A 17,939-nucleotide genomic window follows, 5' to 3' on the forward strand; every position below is an offset into this window, starting at 1 on the left:
GTCGAGGGTCGTGGCACGGCCCCGCTCATCGCCACTCACCGCTCATCGCCACTCTCCGTCGTATATCGGGAACGACGCACAGAGGTCGTCCACCTCGCTCGCGACGTGCTCCCGGACGCCGTCGTCGTCGGGCGCGTCGAGCACGTCCGCGATGCAGGTGCCGACCCGCTCCATCTCCGCGGCACCGAACCCGCGCGTCGTCAGCGCGGGCGTCCCGACACGGATGCCGCTGGTGACGAACGGCGAGCGCGTCTCACCTGGGACGGTGTTCTTGTTGATGGTGATGCCGACCTCGTGGAGCGCGTCCTCGGCGTCGGCGCCCGTCAGGTCGGGGTGTGACTCCCGGAGGTCGACGAGCAGCAGGTGCTTGTCGGTGCCGCCGGAGACGAGGGAGAACCCGCGGTCGCGGAGCACGTCCGCGAGCACCGTCGCGTTCTCCACGACCTGCTCGGCGTACGCCTCGAATTCGGGTTCGAGCGCCTCACCGAAGCCGGCGGCCTTGCCGGCGATGTTGTGCATGAGGGGGCCGCCCTGGCCGCCGGGGAAGACGGCCTTGTCGACCGCCTCCGCGTGCTCGTCGGTCGTCATGATGATGCCGCCCCGGCCCGCGCGGATGCTCTTGTGCGTCGACCCCGTCACGAAGTCGGCGATACCGACCGGCGACGAGTGGACGCCCGCCGCCACCAGCCCGGTGATGTGCGCGATGTCCGCGAGGTGGTACGCATCGACCGCCTCCGCGGCCGCCTGCACGCGCTCCCAGTCGAACTCGCGGGGGTACGCCGACGACCCGCTGACGATGATGTCGGGGTCGAACGCCTCCGCGTGCTCCTGCAGCGCGTCGTAGTCGATGTAGCCGGTCTCGGGGTCGACCTCGTACTGTTCGACCTCGTAGAGCTGCCCGGAGAAGTTGACGTGGTGGCCGTGGCTGAGGTGCCCGCCGTGCGTCAAATCGAGCGAGAGGATCTTGTCGCCGGGCTCCAGCACGGCGAAGTAGACGCCCTGGTTCGCCTGCGTCCCGGAGTGGGGCTGGACGTTGACGTGCTCGGCGCTCCACAGCTCCGTCGCGCGGTCGATGGCGAGCTGTTCGACGGTGTCGACGTGCTCGCAGCCACCGTAGTAGCGAGCGCCGGGATAGCCCTCGGCGTACTTGTTCGTCATGACCGACCCCTGCGCCTCCAGCACCGCGGGCGAGACGTGGTTCTCGGAGGCGATCATCTCCAGGTTCTCCTCCTGACGGCGCTCCTCACCCGCGATGGCGTCGGCGACGGCCGGGTCCGTCTCGGCGAGGTCGCTCACTCCGAGTCACCTCCGAGTGCGTGCCAGGAGAGCCGTGGGTTCCGCGCGGCAGCGGTCTGGTCGATGCGCCTCGCCGCTGTCTGGTTCGGCGCGTCCGCGAGCGTCGTGTCGTCCTCGGCCGCGACGGCGTTGAACGCCACCGCGAGGTCGTCGAGCCGGCCCTTCGTCTCGGTCTCCGTCGGCTCGGTCATCAGCGCCTCGCTCACGAGCTCCGGCCACTTCGTCGTCGGTGGGTGGACGCCGTAGTCGAGCATCCGCTTCGCCGCGTCGGCGGCATCCTGCTCGCCCGCACTCGCGACGAACTCGTGGTGGAACGGCCCGAACGGCACCTCGTAGTCGATCTGCGAGGCGAGGTAGTTCGCGTTCAACACGGCCGTCTCGCTCACGTTCTCCAGCCCCTCGTCGCCGTGTCTGATGATGTACGCGAGCGCCTTCACGAGCACCAGCCAGTTGCCGGAGAACTCGTGGACACGGCCGACGCTGTGCTCGGGCGTGTACCGCTCGTAGCCGCCGTCGCCTTCTCGCACGTGCGGGTCCGGCAGGAACGACGCCAACCGGTCGACGACGCCGATGGGGCCCTGTCCGGGGCCGCCACCACCGTGCGGCGTAGCGAACGTCTTGTGGACGTTGTAGTGCATGATGTCGAACCCCATGTCGCCGGGACGGGCCTTTCCGAGCAGCGAGTTGAGGTTCGCGCCGTCGTAATACAGCAGCCCACCCACGTCGTGGACCAGTTCGGCGATGGTCTCGATGTCGCGCTCGAACAGCCCGAGCGTGTTCGGGTTCGTCAGCATCAGCGCCGCCGTCTCCTCGGACAGGGCAGCTTCCAGCGCCTCCAGGTCGACCCGGCCGTCCTCGGCCGAGGGAATCGTCACCACGTCGTAGCCGGCCATCGCGGCGCTCGCCGGGTTGGTGCCGTGCGCGGAGTCGGGGACGACGACCTCCGTCCGCTCGTCGTCGTTGTGCTCGTGGTACGCCTTCGCCACGAGCAGCCCGGTGAACTCGCCCGCGGCCCCGGCGGGCGGCTGGAGCGTCACCGCGTCCATTCCGCCGATACGCCCGAGCACGTCCTGCAGGCGGTGCATGAGTGCCAGCACGCCCTGCTGGTCCGCGTCCGCCCGCCGCGGATGGATCGCCGCCTTCGGGTGGGCGGCGACGTCCTCGGTGAACTTCGGGTTGTACTTCATCGTGCACGAGCCGAGCGGGAACGGCCCGTTCTCGATGCCGTAGTTCATCTGCGACAGCCGCGTGTAGTGGCGGGCGACCTCCGGTTCCCGGAGGCCGGGCAGCGTCAGTTCGTCGCGCGTCACGGCGTCCGGCAGCGACGACTCGACCGTCGTCGTCTGCTGGCGCTTCTCCGAGAGCAACGGCTCGTAGCGGTCGCCGTCGCGGTACCGCGCCTGTTCGTACGGTGGTGCGGCGTCTGCCTCGACGGTGTCGGCGTCTGGCCGAGCCGTCTCCTCCTGCTGGCTCATCGCGCACCTCCCACGTCGGCCATCGCGTCGACGAGCGCGCCCGTCGCGTCGGCGTTGACGTCCGTGACGCACACCGAGAGATACGCCTCACTGTCGTGTTCGACCACGTCCACGGCGACGTCGTGGTCGCGGAGGTCGGCCGCCACGTCGGCCGCGGGCCGCTCGGTGGCGACCAGCGCCTCGCGGAAGTGGTGCGCGTCGTGGACCGGCGCCCGATACCCCGGCAGGTCGTCGATGCGTGCGGTCAGGTCGGTGATACCTGTCGTGCAGGTCTCCGCGAGGTCGACGAAGCCGTCGGGGCCGAGCCACGCCGCGTGGATGGCCGCACGGAGCGCGACCCACGCCTGATTGGTACAGATGTTCGAGGTGGCGCGCTCCCGCCGGATGTGCTGCTCGCGCGTCTGAAGCGTCAGGGTGTACGCACGCTGCTCCGCTGCGTCCTCGCTGACCCCCACGAGTCGACCGGGCACCTGCCGGAGGAACTCCTCGCGACAGGCGAACAGGCCGAGCCCCATCCCGTACGTCGTCGGGAGGCCGAGCACGCCGGCGTCACCGACGACGACGTCGGCGCCGTCGGCCGCCGGGGGGCGGAGCACCGACAGCGCCACCGGGTCGCTGTCCACGCAGAACAGCGCCCCGTGGTCGTCCGCGAGGTCACCGACCGCGGCGAGGTTCTCCTCGATGACGCCGTGTGCCGTCGGCGAACTCGCGACGACGAGGAGGGCGTCCTCGTCGAGCGTGGCTTCGAGCCCGTCGACGTCGACCGCCCCTTCGGTCGTCGGGTACGTCTCGATGGTGAGGTCCGCGCCGATGGCGTAGTTCTCGACGACCGACCGGCGGCGTTCGGGGGTCGTGTCGGGCAGCAGGACCCGGTCGCCGTCGACCTGCCGGACGCGCGCGGCGAGCAACGCCGTCTCGCCCAGCGCCGTCGCGCGGTCGTACATCGAGCAGTTGGCGATTTCTAGCCCTGTGAGCTCGACCAGCATCGACTGGTACTCGAAGAGTGCCTGCAGGAACCCCTGGGCGATCTCGGGCTGGTACTGCGTGTACGAGGTGAGGAACTCCGAGCGGAGCGAGAGGTGGTCGACCACGCTCGGCACGTAGTGGCTGAAGTGACCCCCACCGAGGAACTCCGTCGTGTCGGCGCTCGCCGCGAGCAGGTCCTCGATGGCCGCTCTGGCCTCCGGTTCCGAGTGGGCGTCGATGCCGTAGCTGTCGTCGAACCGGACGCGTTCGGGGATGTCGAACAGGTCGTCGGGGTCGTCCACGCCGACCGCGTCGAGCATCGCTTCGTAGTCGTCGGGTGGATGCGTCGCGTACGGCATCAGCGAATCTGACTCCGGTACTCGTCGGGGGAGAGCAGTTCGTCGACCGCGTCGGGGTCGTCGGCGTCGAGTTCGAGCATCCACCCGTCGCCGAACGGGTCGTCGTTGACGAGCTCGGGGGCGTCCACCAGCTCGTCGTTGACGGCGGTCACCTCGCCCGCGATGGGCGCATAGAGGTCAGAGACCGCCTTGATGGACTCGACGATACCGAACTCCTCGTCCGCGTCGAGCGTCTCACCGACCGCCGGCAGCTCGACGAAGACGATGTCGCCGAGTTCGTCCTGTGCGAAGTCGGTGATACCCATGCGGGCGGTGTCGCCCTCGAGAGTCACCCACTCGTGCGATTCCGTGTATCTCCTGTCGTCTGGAACGTCGAATGACATGTATCAGTTGTTGCGATGCCGCTGGAGGAACCGTTGGCTGGTTATCGTTGCTTCCTTCGCCGTGCCGCGGATCTCGACGGCTGCGTCCGTCCCTGCTTCCGCGTACGCGGCGTCGACGTAGCCGACGCCGATGGGAATGTCGAGCGTCGGGCTCATCGTCCCGCTGGTGACGTGGCCGACCTCCTCGCCGTCGACGAGGATGGGGCAGTCGTGGCGGGGGACGCCGCGCTCGTCGAGCTCGACGCCGACGAGCTGTTCGTCGACGCCCGTCTCGTGCTGCTCGGCGAGCGCGTCCCGGCCCACGAACTCGGTGTCGAGCGCCACGACGAACCCGAGGTCCGCCTCGTAGGGGGTCCGTGGCTCTCGAACCGGGTGGAAGTCCTGCCCCGAGAGCAGCAGGCCCGCTTCGAGCCGCAGGGTGTCGCGCGCGCCGAGGCCACACGGCTGGAGGTCGTCGAAGGCAGTCCAGACCGGCATCGCCTCGTCGGCGGGGAACACGATCTCGAACCCGTCCTCGCCGGTGTAGCCGGTACGAGAGACGAGGCAGTCGACCCCGTCGATGGTCGTTCGTCGGGCGGTGAACCGCCCGGCGTCGGCGACCGAGTCCGCCGTCGCCGCGTCGACGTGCTGTTCAGCCTCGGGCCCCTGGACGGCGAGCATTCCGAGGTCGTCCGTCCGGTTCTCGACGGTCGCGGTCAGGTCGCGTGACTCCGCGAACGCGCGGAAGTTGCCGGCCATCTCGCCGCCCTGTCCGGCGTTGGGGACGAACATGTAGCCACCCTCCGGGCGGTGGTAGACGACGGTGTCGTCGACGATGGCGCCGTCTCCGCGACAGATACAGGCGTACTGGACGTCGCCGGGGTCGAGCGCCGACACGTCGTTGGTCGTCAGCGAGTTCAGCAGTTCGCCCGCGTCCGGGCCCGTGACGACGACCTCGCCCATGTGCGAGACGTCGAACACGCCGGCGTGTTCGCGGACGGCCGCGTGCTCGGTCTTGATGGACTCGAACTGGACGGGCATGTCCCACCCGCCGAACTCCGTCATCCGGGCGCCGAGGGCGTCGTGTGCGGCGGCGAGCGGCGACTCTCGATGCGCCATCTTACACCTCGAGCTTCGCTTCGTAGTGCAGTTCGCCGTCGAACGCGCGCTCCAGGATGCCCTCCATGTCCTCGCGGTCGGTCCGTCGCGGGTTCCCGGTGAGGCTCCCGTCGTTCAGGGACTGCTCTGCGAGCTGGCCGATGGCGTCCCGCTCGGCGGCCGTCTCGGCGAGCGTCTGCGGGATGCGGACGTCGTCTGCCAGTCGCCGGGTCGCCCGAACCGCCTTGTACCCCTCGACGGCCGACGGTGCCGTGCGGTCGACGTCCTCCCCGAGCGCCTCCGCGATGTCGACCATCAGCTCGGGCACCTGTGGGAGGTTGTACTCCATCACGTACGGCAGGATGATGGCGTTGGCGAGACCGTGAGGGACGCCGAACATCCCGCCGACCTGATGCGAGAGGGCGTGGACCGCGCCGAGTCCCGCGCCGTTGAACGCCATGCCGGCCTGCGTACTCGCGCGGGCCATCTCCCCGAGCGCCTCGTCGTCGTCGCCGCGGTAGCCGACGGCCCGTCGCAGGTTCTCGCCGACCTTCTCGACGGAGTCCAGCGCCAGCGCCGAGGTCTGGCTCTGCCGGCGGATGGAGACGTACGCCTCGACCGCGTGGGTCAGCACGTCCATCCCGGTCGCCGCCTTCACCGGCGCGGGGGCGCTCGCGGTCAACTCGGGGTCGACGAGCGCGAGGTCGGCGAGCAGTTTCACGTCGCCGATCTCCTCTTTCACCTGCGTCTCGGAGTCCTTCACGATGGTCCAGTGGCCGACCTCGCTCCCGGTGCCGGCCGTCGTCGGGACGTAGACGCTCGGCGGGGTCTCGTTGGGGACGTTCCCGCTCCCCTCGTAGTCGAGGATGTGCCCGTCGTTCGTCGTCACGATGGAGGCGGCTTTCGCGGTGTCGATCGACGACCCCCCGCCGACGCCCAGCATGAGGTCGGCGTCGGCGGCCTCGAAGGCCTCGGCGGCCTCGTGGACCACGGTGTCCGTCGGGTCGGGCTGGACGCCGTCGAACACCTCGTAGACCTTCCCTGCAGCCTCGATCGAGTCGAGAAGCGGGTCGAGGACGCCCGCGGCACGGACGCCCTCGTCCGTCACCACGAGAACGCGCTGAGCCCCGAGATCGTCGACGTACGATCCGATTTCCGTCGCGGCACCTGCGCCGAACAGAACTCGGTTCGGCACGTTCCACATCTGAAGATTGTCTGTCATGGTAGCTCCTAGCCCCGGTGAACGGGGGTCGTTCGGTGGCCGGTTGCGAGTTGGTAACTCGGCCCGGACACTCTACCATCACCCACCGGAGTTCGCCGCATACTGATTGTGCCCCATACGTACGAGTGTTTATATAGCGAGAATCTGCCGAACGCGGCGGCCCTCCGTCGGTCTGACGGGGGCGGTCGCGGGAGTTACGCGTCGGGGTCGAGCGGGTACAGCGGGCGGGGGACGTGCTCGTAGTCGAACGTCGAGAGGTCGGGACTGCACAGCCCCGGCGCATCCACCTCGCGGATGCCGCCGACGAACGGCTCGAACCCCGCGCGGTAGTGGACCGTGCTCTTGAGCACGAGGACGCGCTGGCGCTCGGGTGTGATGCCCTGACTCCGGAACGCCTCCGGGTCGTACGGCTGCTGTCGGTGGGAGCCGACGACGACGGTGATGCCGTCGACTTCGAGCACTGCGGTCCGCCCGAAGGTGACCTGCATCCCCGTCGACATCGGCCCCTGGTTGCGGTAGGTGCCGTCGGAGAGCGACCGGACGCGCGCCTCGATGGGCAGCGGGTCGCCGTTCGCCTCCACCTTCCCGCCCAGCTCGACGCTGACCGTCTCGCCCACGCCCGCCTCCACCGCGGCGTCGACGGCCGCGGCGTCCACCAGCGTCGCGACCGCGACGCCCTCGACATCGGCGTCGAGCAGCGCCTCCAGCAGGACGGTGCCGTCCTGTGCGCTCCCACCACCGGGATTGTCCGCCATGTCCGCGAGTAGCAGGGGGCCGCCCTCGACGTCGGCGTCCCACGTTGCGGCCTCCGCTACCGCGTCCCCGACTGGGGTATAGTCGCGGTCGAATCCTGTCCGCTGCTCGTACGCCTCGTCGGCCAGTTCGCGACACGTCTCGCGCGTCGCGTCGGCGGTCGACCGGTCGGTCACGCCGACGACGCTGAAGCCGGCTTCGGCCACGTCGGCATAAGCGAACCCGCCGAACACAGAGATGTCGGGGGCCGTCGCCGACTCGGCGGCCGCGGCGGCGTCGAGCAACGAGCGCATCGGGTCGATGGCGGTCTGGAGCGGCGGCAGCGGCGGCAGCAGCGGCGCGCGCTCGACGACGACGGTCGGGTCGAGGTCGCCCGCGAACGTCGCGGCCAGCGCCCGGGCGGCCTCCTCGCCGGTGTCGCCGATGTCGACGTGCGGGTAGGTGTCGTAGCCGAACAGCCCGTCGGCGGCCGCGGCCATCCGGTCGGAGACGTTCGCGTGGAGGTCGAGCGTCGCCAGCATCGGCACGTCGCCGGCAGCCTCCCGGACGCGCTCGAGGATGTAGCCGTCGCCGTCGCGGTGTTCCTCCGAGACCATCGCACCGTGCAGCCCGAGCAACACGCCGTCGGGGTCGTGTTCCTCGACGCCGTCGACGATGGCGTCGACGAACGTCGTGAGCGCGTCGTCGGTGACGATGCCGCCCGGCGTCGCCGTCGCGGCGACGGTCGGGACGACCTCCCAGTCGTGCTCGTCGGCGACGCGCAGGAAGCCGCCGATGTCCGTGTTCGTCCCCTCGAACTCGTCGACGACGTCCGCGCCGTAGTAGAGCCCGGTGTCCGCGAAGAACGCCCGGTCGGTCGGGAGCGACGAGAACGTGTTCGTCTCGTGTTCGATGCGGCAGACGACGACCGTCTCGCCCGCCATCTTACGGCTCGCTCATGTCGTCGTACTCGATGACGACGCTGTCGACAGTGGTGAACGCCTCGACGCCCTCGAGCCCGCCTTCGCGGCCGATGCCGCTCTCCTTGTTGCCGCCCCACGGGCTCTGGGGCATCGACACGGGGAACGTGTTGACCGTCACGAGCCCGTGGTCGAGGCGGTCGGCCAGTTTGGTCGCGTCCAGCCGCTCGGTCCACAGGCACGCGGCCAGCCCGAACGGCGAGTCGTTGGCGACCTCCACGGCCTCCTCGGCCGACGAGATGGAGATGACCGAGAGGACGGGCCCGAATATCTCCTCCTGGGCGACCTGCATGTCGTTGGTCACGCCGCCGAGAACGGTCGGCTCGACGAAGTGCCCGTCCTGCAGGTCGGGTGCGTCCGGCTCGCCGCCACCGGTCAGCACCGTCGCCCCCTCGTTCACCGCCGCGTCGACGTACGACAGGATGTCGGCTTTCGCCTCCGCGGAGATGACCGGCCCCATGTCCGTCTCGGGGTCGGAGCCGACGCCCAGTTCGAGTTCCTCGGTGAGCTCGACGACACGGTCGACGAGGTCGTCGTGGACGGCTTCGTGGACGAGCAGTCGGGAGGTGGCGACGCAGTTCTGCCCGCTGTTCGAGAAGATTCCGGTGACGATGCCGCGTGCGGCGTTCTCCAGGTCGGCGTCGGGGAGCACGATGGCGGGCGCCTTGCCGCCAAGTTCGACGTCGGCGGGCGTGATGTTGGCCGCCGCCGCCTCCAGCACGCGCTGGCCGACGCTGGTCGACCCGGTGAAGGTGATGGCGTCGACGTCGCGGCTCTCGGTGAGCGTGGCCCCGACCTCGCTGCCCGGCCCGGGGACGAAGTTGACGACACCGTCCGGCAGTTCCTCGACGAGTAGCTGGCCGTACCACATCGTCGAGAGCGGGGCCTGACTCGGGGGCTTGACGACGGCGGTGTTGCCGGTCGCGAGCGCGGCGGCGATGCCACGCGAGCCCAGCAACAGGGGGTAGTTCCACGGGACGACGTGGGCGGTCACGCCGTAGGGAACCCGCTTCGTGTAGTTGAGCCGGCTCGACGGCGTGGGGACGGTGTCACCGCGTACCTTGTCCACGACGCCCGCGTAGAACCGGAACTGCTGGGCGGTTTCGGCCACCTCGCCTTCGGCGGTGGCGCGGCACTTCCCGGTCTCCTCGACGAGGAGGTGGGCCAGCGCGTCCGCGTCCGCTTCGATGGCCTCGGCGACCGCGAGCAGCGCGCGTTCCCGCTCGGTCGGGTCGGTCTCCCGCCACGACTGCGCCTCGCGGGCAGCCGCCTCGATCGCCCGTTCGGTGGCCGCGGCGTCGGCCCGGGCGACGCTCCCGACTTCCGCTCCTGTCGCCGGGTTCTCGACCGAGAGCCGCTCGTCGGTCTGGGTCGACCTGCCGTCTATCAGCAGTTCGTATCGCATACCAGGCACGGCGCGAGATTCGGACCTAAGGCTTATCGGACCAATATGTGGGTGCTTAAGTGTGGGCTGCTGCCGCGGGGCCGGCCTCCGGGGCAGGGACTCCGAGGCCGCTCGACGAGGGCCATCGAGTGGTCGTCGCGGGTCGCTCGACGGTCCGGCGTGAGACGGGGAATAAAACTGCCCATAACTCTATGGGTGAAACCTTATTCCGGAACCTTGGGAAAGAGGGCGTCAGATGAGTTCACAACACACACCCGACGAGTTCGAGACGGTTCGACTGCTCTGGACCGACCTCAACGGCATCGCCCGCGGCATCTCACTGCCGGCCGACCAGTACGAGCACGCGCTCGACGAGGGCGTCGGGTTCGCGAACGGCGTCGCCGAACTCACGCTCGAACCCGGGCTGCTCGACGACCCGAAGTACGGGCCGCAGTCGGGCGACATGATGGCGGTTCCCGACCCCGACTCGCTGATGTCCGTCGCGTGGGCCGACGGCACCGCCGTCGCCTGCTCCGACCTCACGACCGTCGACGGGGAGCCGCTGGATCTCTGTGGGCGCGGCGCGCTCCAGCGCGCCCTCGACGACCTCGCGGCCGAGGGGTACACCCCCTACGTCGGCGTCGAGTCGGAGTTCTCCGTACTCGCACCTGGCGAGGAGGGCTGGGAGCCGTACAACACCCGGTGTTCGTACGACATGACGGCCGTCGACCAGGCGAGCGACCTCATCGGCACGTGGAGCGACGCGATGTCGGAGGCGGGCTACGAGATGCTCGGCGTCCACCAGGAGTCACAGCCCGGCCAGTACGAGGTGAACATCCGCTACAACGACGCGCTCACCACCGCGGACGGCGTCATGTTCCTCCGGCATATGGTGAAGGCGACGGCCCGTGACGCGGGACTGAAGGCGACGTTCATGCCGCGGCCCTACTCCGGCGAGGACGCCAACGGGATGCACTTCCACCTCAGCCTCTGGGACGACGCCGGCGAGACCAATCACTTCCGGAGCGACGAGGACGACATCCCGTTCCCGGCTGGCAAACACCCGGAGGTGGCCGGGCTCTCGGAGACGGGCCGGCACTTCGTCGGCGGCCTGCTCGACCACATGAAGGCGCTGACGGCGGTCTGTGCGCCGACGGTGAACAGCTACAAGCGGCTCCTCCCCGGCATCTGGGCGCCGGTCAACATCGCGTGGGGCCCGGACAACCGCTCGACCGTCCTCCGGCTCCCACCGGAGCTCGGCTCGGCGACCCGCATCGAACACCGGGTGACCGACACGTCGGCGAACCCGTACCTCTCGCTAGCGGCGACGCTCGCGGCAGGGCTCGACGGCATCCGCAACGAGACCGACCCCGGCGAGCCGACGCTCCAGAACGCCTACCACGAGGACTACGAGCGGCTCCCGCGCACCCTCCCCGAGGCGCTCGCACACCTCGAGGGCGACGAGGTGCTCGTCGACGCGCTCGGCGAGTCGCTCGTCGAGGAGTTCGTGAAACTCAAGCGCGACGAGTTCGACCGCTACCAGGACCACGTCACCGAGTGGGAGCGCCGCGAGTACCGCGACGAGTTCTAGCGATCGACGCCGTCGTCGCGTGGACTAACTCTTCGCCCGCCGCCGCCGAGACGACCCTTCCTCGCTGCTTCCCGTCTCTTGCAGCTGTTTTGCGACCGTCGTGAGGATCTTCGCCTCCGACCGACGGAGGTGTTCGCCCACCGTCGAGGTGTTCGCCGGGTCGTCCTCGGCGAGGTCCTCGAGCCGACACGACCGCGGTGAGTCGTAGTAGCCCTCCTCGACCGCCCGGACGAGGATTTCCCGCTGTCGGGGCGAGAGGTCCTGGACCGCCTGCTTGATGTCGATGAGTCCGGTGAGCATCCGGTCGACGCCGGGGCGCTTGAGCGAGTCAACCTCCACCGACCCCATCCGCTCTAACTCCTCGTGGGTCTGGGTCACGCGCTCGTGGTCGGAGGCGAGCACCGTCCAGTACTCCCGGCCCGAGGAGACGGTCGCCGGCACCGTCGGGAAACACCGGTTCCGGAGCAGGACGTTCAACACCGGCTCGGTGTCCGTGTTGTAGTCGCCCGCGAGACTGACGAGCGCCGTGTGCTTGTCGGGGTCGTACGTGATGAGCTGGGCGTCGGTCATCACCTCGTGGTCCGAGAGCCACGCCACCAGCGGGTCGATCTCATCCTCGGACACGTTCGTCATCTCGACCATCGTGATGCTGACGCCGAGCAGTCGGTAGGAGTAGACGATCGTCGCCGTGACGTTCGGGAAGGTGTCGTTTACTGTCTCGGTCCAGCAGCCCTTGTGTCTGATACGAAACGTGTATTCGAGCATGGTTCGGGTCTGATTCGAGGCACGAGAACTCGGCGTACGTTCGATTCATGTGCGATTCGGTAACGAGATACTTATGAATTCTGTCGACAGAGTTGACAGTACCTCGCCGTCGATGTCGGTGCCGGTACCCACCGCTGACGGTCCGAAAACGCCGAAAACCGGGCCGACGCCGGCCGTCAGTCCCGGATGTTCTGCAGGTTCTGCTTGATGTCGGCGCCGCGCAGCTCGATGACGACGGCGGCGACCAGCAGCAGCAGCGAGAAGTAGAAGATCATCGACGCGAGCGCCGGCACGATGGGGGTGAACCCCTGGGTCATGCGGCCGTGGATCCACGTCGTGATGGTGATCTGCGAGCCCTTGAGGTAGGAGACGATGTAGTAGTTGTTCCACGCGAGGACGAACGCGAAGATGGCACCGGAGACGACGCCGTCGGAGATCTGCGGCAGGACGACGTCCCGGTACAGCATCGTCGCGTCGGCGCCGAGGTCCTTCGCGGCCTCCTCCATGTTCGGGTCGACGCCCAGCGCGGTGATGGAGACGACGAACATCACGATGGGCGAGATCCAGACGAGCTCGCCGATGATGGCCGGCAGCACGCCGTAGCCCAGCCCCGTCATGGAGGCCCACATCGACATGCCCAGCCCCAGCAGGATGAGCGGGAAGAAGATGGGCAACAGCGCGAACAGCTTGACGTAGCCCTTGCCGCCGAAGTCGTGGCGGGTGTAGCCGATGGCCGCGGCCGTCCCGATGATGGTGCTGAGGATGGTCACCGGAATCGAGATGGTGACCGTCGTCGCTACCGCGGACTGGACGCTGCTCGACTGCAGCGCCTTGACGTACCAGTCGACGGTGAACTCGTAGGGGAACGAGAAGATCTGGCCGTCGTAGAACGACGCGATGACGAGGCTGAACAGCGGCAGCATCAGGAACACCGCTACCAGCCCGACGTACAGGTACCAGACGCTTCCGAGCGCACGGTCGACCAGGTCGGATGAAGTACTCGTACTCATACTCAGTCACCTCGCTTGGCGATCTCCTGCAGGTCGATGGTCCGCAGGATGATGACGCCCGAGACGAGCGTCACGATCAGCAGGCCCATCGCCTGTGCCGACCCGAGCGGCCAGTTCTGCGAGTAGCCGAACGAGTAGCTGATGTTGTTCGCGGCGGTGTAGATGGAGCCGCCACCGAGCAGCAGTGCCTCCACCTCCGCACCGAGGCTCAACACGAAGACGAACAGCGACCCGATGACGATTCCGGGCCAGGACATCGGCAGGACGATGTCCTTGAACAGTTTCAGTCGGCTCGTTCCGAGGTCTCGCGCCGCCTCGAACAGCTGGTCCTCGATGGTCAGAAGCGAGAGGTAAATCGGGAACAGCATGAACGGCATGTAGACGTAGCTCGTCCCGAGGATGATGGTCCACCGCTGGTACAGCAGCGACGGCGTCGTGATGCCGAACAGCCCCAGGAAGCTCTGGAGCACGCCCTTCTGGACGAGGAACAGCACCCAGCCGAACACCCGGATGTTGACGCTGGTGAACAGCGGCACGATGAGCGCGAGCAGGAACAGCAGCTTGAACCGCTCGATCTTCCGCGCCAGCGCGTACGCCGCCGGATACGAGAACACCAGCGTCACGACGGTCGTGGTGAGGCTGATGAGGATGGTGTTGACCATCACCTGGCCGTAGACGCCCTCGCCGGAGACGATGCCGGCGATGATCTCCTCGTAGTTCGCCAGCGTCCAGGTGGTCGGGACTAGCTGGATGCTGTTGCCCGGCTGGACGGACATCAGGACGATGGAGAGCAGCGGTCCCACGAACATGAACACCAGCAACAGCAGCAGCGGGAGTAGGAACAGCCACGGTGGGCGCAGCATCGTCCCCACCAGGCTCTCGTCGGACGCGCCGACGTTCTCGAGCCCCGTCTGGAGTCTCTCGATCGTCGACATGGTCACTCGGGCACCGGAATCGCCTTGTTCGCCTCCCACTGGAGGACGGCGTCGTCACCCTGTGCCAGGCCGAGCTCGTGGACCCGGTCGACGGGCATCTCGGCGACGTACTCCTCGCCGCTCTCGTCGTCCTCGATCTCGACGAGTGCGGTGTTGCCGTGGTTGAGGATGTTGACGATCGTCACCGGCATGCCCATCGCCCGCGTCAGCTCGGGTTCGACGATACAGTCGTCGTGGCGAACCACGAGGTGGTCCGGCTCGACGTCGACCTTCGAGGAGTACGGGACGTTAGCCGACCCCTCGAACGAGGGGCTGCTCACGTGGACCGTCTCGCCGTCGCGCCCTTCGACGGAGATGGGGAACACGTTGGCGTCGCCCATGAACTCCGCGATGAACTTGTTGTTGGGCTGCCGATAGATCTCCTCGGGCGAGCCCTCCTGGAGGATCTCGCCCTCGTCGATGACGAACAGCCGGTCGCTCATGATGAGCGCCGATTCCAGCGAGTGGGTGACGTAGATGAACGTCATCCCGAGCTCGTCGTTGAGGTCGGCGAGCTCACGCTGGAGCCGCTTCTGGAGCACGTAGTCGAGCGAGGCGAGCGGTTCGTCGAGCAGGAGGATGTCGGGGTCGTACGCGAGCGACCGCGCCAGCGCGACCCGCTGTTTCTGCCCGCCCGACAGCTCTGTCGCCTTCTTGTCGGCGTACACGTCGGGGTCGAGCCGGACCTGCTCGAGCAGTTCGTCGACACGGCCGTTCGCGTTCTCCCCGCGAGCCTCGATGGGGAACTCGACGTTCTCCCGGACGGTCATGTGCGGGAACAGCGCCCACGACTGGAACACCAGGCTCGTCGGCCGTTCCTGGGGTTCGGTGTACGTGATGTCGCGGCCGTCGAGCTCGAGCGTTCCGCCCGAGGGTTCGAGGTGACCGCCGATCATACGCAACATCGTCGTCTTCCCACAGCCCGAGGGGCCGACGATCGTGGCGAACTCCCCGGTCTCTATCTCGAAGTCGACGTCGTTGACAGCGACGAGCGACCCGTACTCCTTGCGTAGATTGGTAGCTTTGAGCATTGTTGCCTCGTAAAGATGCGCGACGCGTCAGAGACGCGTCTTCGCTTCGCGCCAGATGGGTTCGAACTTCTCCAGGTCCGGAATGCCGGTGTAGAAGACGCTCCGGTCGATGATGTCCGGCAGGGCGTCGACCCGGAGGACCTCCCGCTGCCGGTCGCTGTACTGCTCGTGGGCCGTCTTGTGCGGGACGACGTTCGTCCCACCGGAGCTCGGCCACGAGAGCTTCAGGGCGTTCTCGCCCTCCATCATGTACGCCATGTAGTTGTCCGAGATCCGCGGCTGCTCGCCCTTCACGAACGCCGTGGTCTCGACCCAGATGACGCTCCCCTCCTCGGGGACGACCGCCTCGAACTCGAGGTTGCCGTCGCGCCGGAGGGTGCCGTTGATCCAGTTGCCGCTGATGAACCCGATGTCGACCTCGCCGGACTTCAGCGCCTGGTTCATCGAGGCGAAGTCGGGCAGCAGCGTCTTCGCGTTGTCGAACAGGTCGAAGGTGGCCTGTCGGACCTGCTCGACCTCCTCGTCGGTGTGCTCCTTGTACGGCTCGATGCCCTCGCGGAGCATGATGATCTGGATGCCCCAGAACATCAGGTCGTAGACGCCGACGTTGTACTCCTCGGACCACGCGGCGTCGTAGCTCTTGTAGTCGCTCTTCGAGACGGCGTCGGTGTTCACCGCGAACGACGCCCACCCGAACCGCTGGGGGAGGCCGTACAGCGTGCCGTCGATGTCGAACGTGTAGTCGTCCTCGTTGACGAACGCGTACTTGTAGCCGTTCTCGCGTTTGAACAGGTCGATGTACTCGTCGAACGCGTACGGCTTCCAGTCCTCGTAGCTCATCGGCCGGATGAGCCCTTCCTTCGCGAGCCGCGGAATCCAGGCCATGTCGAACGTCGCCTGGTCGAACTGCTTCCATTCACCCGACTTCAGGCGGTTGAACGCCTTCGGGTTCGAGGTGAACAGGTCGATCTTCGTGTCCGCGTTGAACTGCTTGCGGAACGGCCCCTGCACGTTCTCGGCGTCGTAGCCGGTCCACGTGAGGTGCGACAGCGTCTCCTGATTGTTCTTCTCCCAGTCGCTCGGCTCGTACAGCGACGGTGGCTCCGACGCTGGCACCTGCGCGAGCTGCTCGGTCATCCAGGAGGGTTTGTTGCCGCCCCCACCCCCACCGATACCCAGACAGCCAGCGAGCCCCGCAGCCCCGGCTGCACCTGCTGCACCTTTCATGAACGCCCGTCGGTCGAATTCGTATTTTCGAGTCATAGCTCTCTGTTCGTCTACCGCACGCGGCACCCGTCTCGTTCGGAAACGGTCCACGTCATCACGTCCCATGCTGGCCCGCTCCAAGCCATGTCGATTGTGGCATATCCTTGTGGCCGTTTATATAGGCGAGCAGTCACCGACTGCCAGCCGTCGCTGGTCGTCAGTTCACGCGGGTGACCTTGTACCCCGCCCGCTGGATCGCAGCGATGACGTTCTTCGCGTGTTCGGTGCCGCTGGCGACGACCTTGAACACGAGGTACGCCTCGCCGACGCGGAGGTCGTCGACCGCGCGGTCGTGCCGCACGGTTCGGATGTTCGCCCCCTGGTCGGCGATGATGCCCGAGAGCGTCGCCATCTCGCCCTCCTCGTCCTCGATGCGGACCCGGAGCTGGAGCAGCTGGCTCCGCTCGGTCAGCGCGTGGGTGAGCACCGTCTGGAGCTGCGTGATGTCGATGTTCCCGCCACACAGCAACGGGACGGCGACCTCGCCGGTCACGTCGAGGTCGTCAGAGAGGAGCGCGGCAACCGAGGTGGCGCCCGCCCCCTCGACCAGCTGTTTCGCCCGTTCGAGCAGGACGAGCGTCGCCGCGGCGATCTCGTCGTCGCTGACGACGACCACCTGGTCGACGTGCTCCTCGATGAGTCCGAGCGTCAGCTCCGAGATGCCGCCCGTCGAGATGCCGTCCGCGATGGTCCGGGGGTTCTCCTCGTCGACCGGGACGCCCTTGTCGAGGCTCTCGGGGACCGTCGCCGCGTTGCTCGCCTGCACCCCGACGACGCGCACCGAGGGGTCGAGGCCGCGCACCGCCGTCGCGATGCCGCCGATGAGTCCGCCGCCGCCGATGGGCACGATGACCGTGTCGACGTCCGGGATGTCCTCGACGATCTCCAGTCCCAGGGTTCCCTGGCCGGCGACGATGTCCGGGTCGTCGTAGGCGTGGACGAACAGCGTCCCCGGCTCCTCGGCCAGCGACTGCGCCCGCGACATCGCCGCCTGGAAGTCACGGCCGTAGAGTTCGACCGAGGCCCCGTAGTCCCGGGTGGCCTCGATCTTGGTCTGGGGCGCGTTCGTCGGCATCACGATGGTCGACTCCAGCCCGACGCTCGTGGCCGCGAGCGCGACGCCCTGTGCGTGGTTGCCGGCGCTGGCCGCCACCACGTGCGGCGTCTCGCCGCGCTCGGCCACCTGCACGAGCTTGTTGTACGCACCGCGGGTCTTGAACGAGCCCGTCCGCTGGAGGTGTTCCATCTTGAGCCGGACGTCCGCCCCGGACATCTCGCTCAACGACCGGCTGGTCTCGACCGGCGTCCGACGGACGATCGCCTCGTCGTCGAACCGGTCGCGCGCTGCTTCGATGTCAGAGAGTGTCACGGCATCCATGCGCCGCCGGTTGCAGGGAGGGTCGCATAAGCGATTTCGCGTCCGCTTCC

The 17,939-nt window shown here is 68.0% G+C and carries 15 protein-coding genes; 1 reads left to right on the forward strand and 14 read right to left on the reverse strand.

The features are described from left to right. Nucleotides 1-42 precede the first annotated feature (42 nt). The 8 genes from glyA to NL126_RS07055 all read right to left on the reverse strand — a co-directional run bounded on the left by glyA (nt 43) and on the right by NL126_RS07055 (nt 9,895). Complete coding sequence (gene glyA, locus NL126_RS07020; protein ID WP_255198212.1) at nt 43-1,296, reverse strand: serine hydroxymethyltransferase; 1,254 nt, start codon at nt 1,294-1,296, stop codon at nt 43-45. Continuing rightward, nucleotides 1,293-2,771, reverse strand: coding sequence for an aminomethyl-transferring glycine dehydrogenase subunit GcvPB (gcvPB, locus tag NL126_RS07025; protein ID WP_255198213.1), 1,479 nt, complete (start codon nt 2,769-2,771; stop codon nt 1,293-1,295). The genes glyA and gcvPB overlap by 4 nt, the downstream gene beginning before the upstream one ends. Further along, nucleotides 2,768-4,096, reverse strand: a complete 1,329-nt coding sequence (gcvPA, locus tag NL126_RS07030) for an aminomethyl-transferring glycine dehydrogenase subunit GcvPA (RefSeq protein WP_255198214.1) — start codon at nt 4,094-4,096, stop codon at nt 2,768-2,770. The genes gcvPB and gcvPA overlap by 4 nt, the downstream gene beginning before the upstream one ends. Beyond that, nucleotides 4,096-4,479, reverse strand: a complete 384-nt coding sequence (gcvH, locus tag NL126_RS07035; protein ID WP_255198215.1) for a glycine cleavage system protein GcvH — start codon at nt 4,477-4,479, stop codon at nt 4,096-4,098. Before gcvH ends, gcvPA begins: the two co-directional genes overlap by 1 nt. 3 nt (nt 4,480-4,482) lie before the next feature. Continuing rightward, nucleotides 4,483-5,577 (reverse strand): glycine cleavage system aminomethyltransferase GcvT, encoded by a 1,095-nt coding sequence (gcvT, locus tag NL126_RS07040; RefSeq protein ID WP_255198216.1) that lies wholly within the window; start codon nt 5,575-5,577, stop codon nt 4,483-4,485. A gap of 1 nt (nt 5,578) precedes the next feature. Further along, nucleotides 5,579-6,778, reverse strand: coding sequence for an iron-containing alcohol dehydrogenase family protein (locus tag NL126_RS07045; protein WP_255198217.1), 1,200 nt, complete (start codon nt 6,776-6,778; stop codon nt 5,579-5,581). Nucleotides 6,779-6,972: 194 nt separating this feature from the next. Beyond that, nucleotides 6,973-8,454 carry a M81 family metallopeptidase gene (locus NL126_RS07050; protein WP_255198218.1) on the reverse strand — a complete coding sequence of 494 codons (1,482 nt, stop codon included), beginning with the start codon at nt 8,452-8,454 and terminating at the stop codon, nt 6,973-6,975. A gap of 1 nt (nt 8,455) precedes the next feature. Continuing rightward, entirely contained in the window at nt 8,456-9,895 is a 1,440-nt protein-coding gene (locus NL126_RS07055; RefSeq protein WP_255198219.1) for an aldehyde dehydrogenase family protein, read from the reverse strand. 235 nt (nt 9,896-10,130) lie between these two features. Here NL126_RS07055 and NL126_RS07060 point away from each other — a divergent pair, with 235 nt between their 5' ends. After that, nucleotides 10,131-11,465 carry a glutamine synthetase family protein gene (locus tag NL126_RS07060; RefSeq protein WP_255198220.1) on the forward strand — a complete coding sequence of 445 codons (1,335 nt, stop codon included), beginning with the start codon at nt 10,131-10,133 and terminating at the stop codon, nt 11,463-11,465. 24 nt (nt 11,466-11,489) lie between these two features. Here NL126_RS07060 and NL126_RS07065 read toward each other — a convergent pair whose 3' ends face one another. From NL126_RS07065 to ilvA, 6 genes are all read right to left on the reverse strand, one after another. Then, nucleotides 11,490-12,230 carry a helix-turn-helix domain-containing protein gene (locus NL126_RS07065; protein ID WP_255198221.1) on the reverse strand — a complete coding sequence of 247 codons (741 nt, stop codon included), beginning with the start codon at nt 12,228-12,230 and terminating at the stop codon, nt 11,490-11,492. A 176-nt stretch (nt 12,231-12,406) separates the two neighbouring features. Continuing rightward, nucleotides 12,407-13,240, reverse strand: a complete 834-nt coding sequence (locus NL126_RS07070; RefSeq protein ID WP_255198222.1) for an ABC transporter permease — start codon at nt 13,238-13,240, stop codon at nt 12,407-12,409. A 2-nt stretch (nt 13,241-13,242) separates the two neighbouring features. Continuing rightward, the gene (locus NL126_RS07075; protein ID WP_255198223.1) at nt 13,243-14,175 is read right to left on the reverse strand and encodes an ABC transporter permease; all 933 of its coding nucleotides are present in this window, start codon (nt 14,173-14,175) and stop codon (nt 13,243-13,245) included. A 2-nt stretch (nt 14,176-14,177) separates the two neighbouring features. Further along, complete coding sequence (locus NL126_RS07080) at nt 14,178-15,245, reverse strand: ABC transporter ATP-binding protein (RefSeq protein ID WP_255198224.1); 1,068 nt, start codon at nt 15,243-15,245, stop codon at nt 14,178-14,180. Between the two features lie 27 nt (nt 15,246-15,272). Continuing rightward, nucleotides 15,273-16,472, reverse strand: a complete 1,200-nt coding sequence (locus tag NL126_RS07085) for an ABC transporter substrate-binding protein (RefSeq protein ID WP_350355491.1) — start codon at nt 16,470-16,472, stop codon at nt 15,273-15,275. Between the two features lie 196 nt (nt 16,473-16,668). Continuing rightward, nucleotides 16,669-17,889 carry a threonine ammonia-lyase gene (gene ilvA / locus NL126_RS07090; RefSeq protein WP_255198226.1) on the reverse strand — a complete coding sequence of 407 codons (1,221 nt, stop codon included), beginning with the start codon at nt 17,887-17,889 and terminating at the stop codon, nt 16,669-16,671. Nucleotides 17,890-17,939 lie beyond the last annotated feature (50 nt).

The sequence above is a fragment of the Halorarius litoreus genome (assembly GCF_024362405.1).
Lineage (GTDB): Archaea > Halobacteriota > Halobacteria > Halobacteriales > Haloarculaceae > Halorarius > Halorarius litoreus.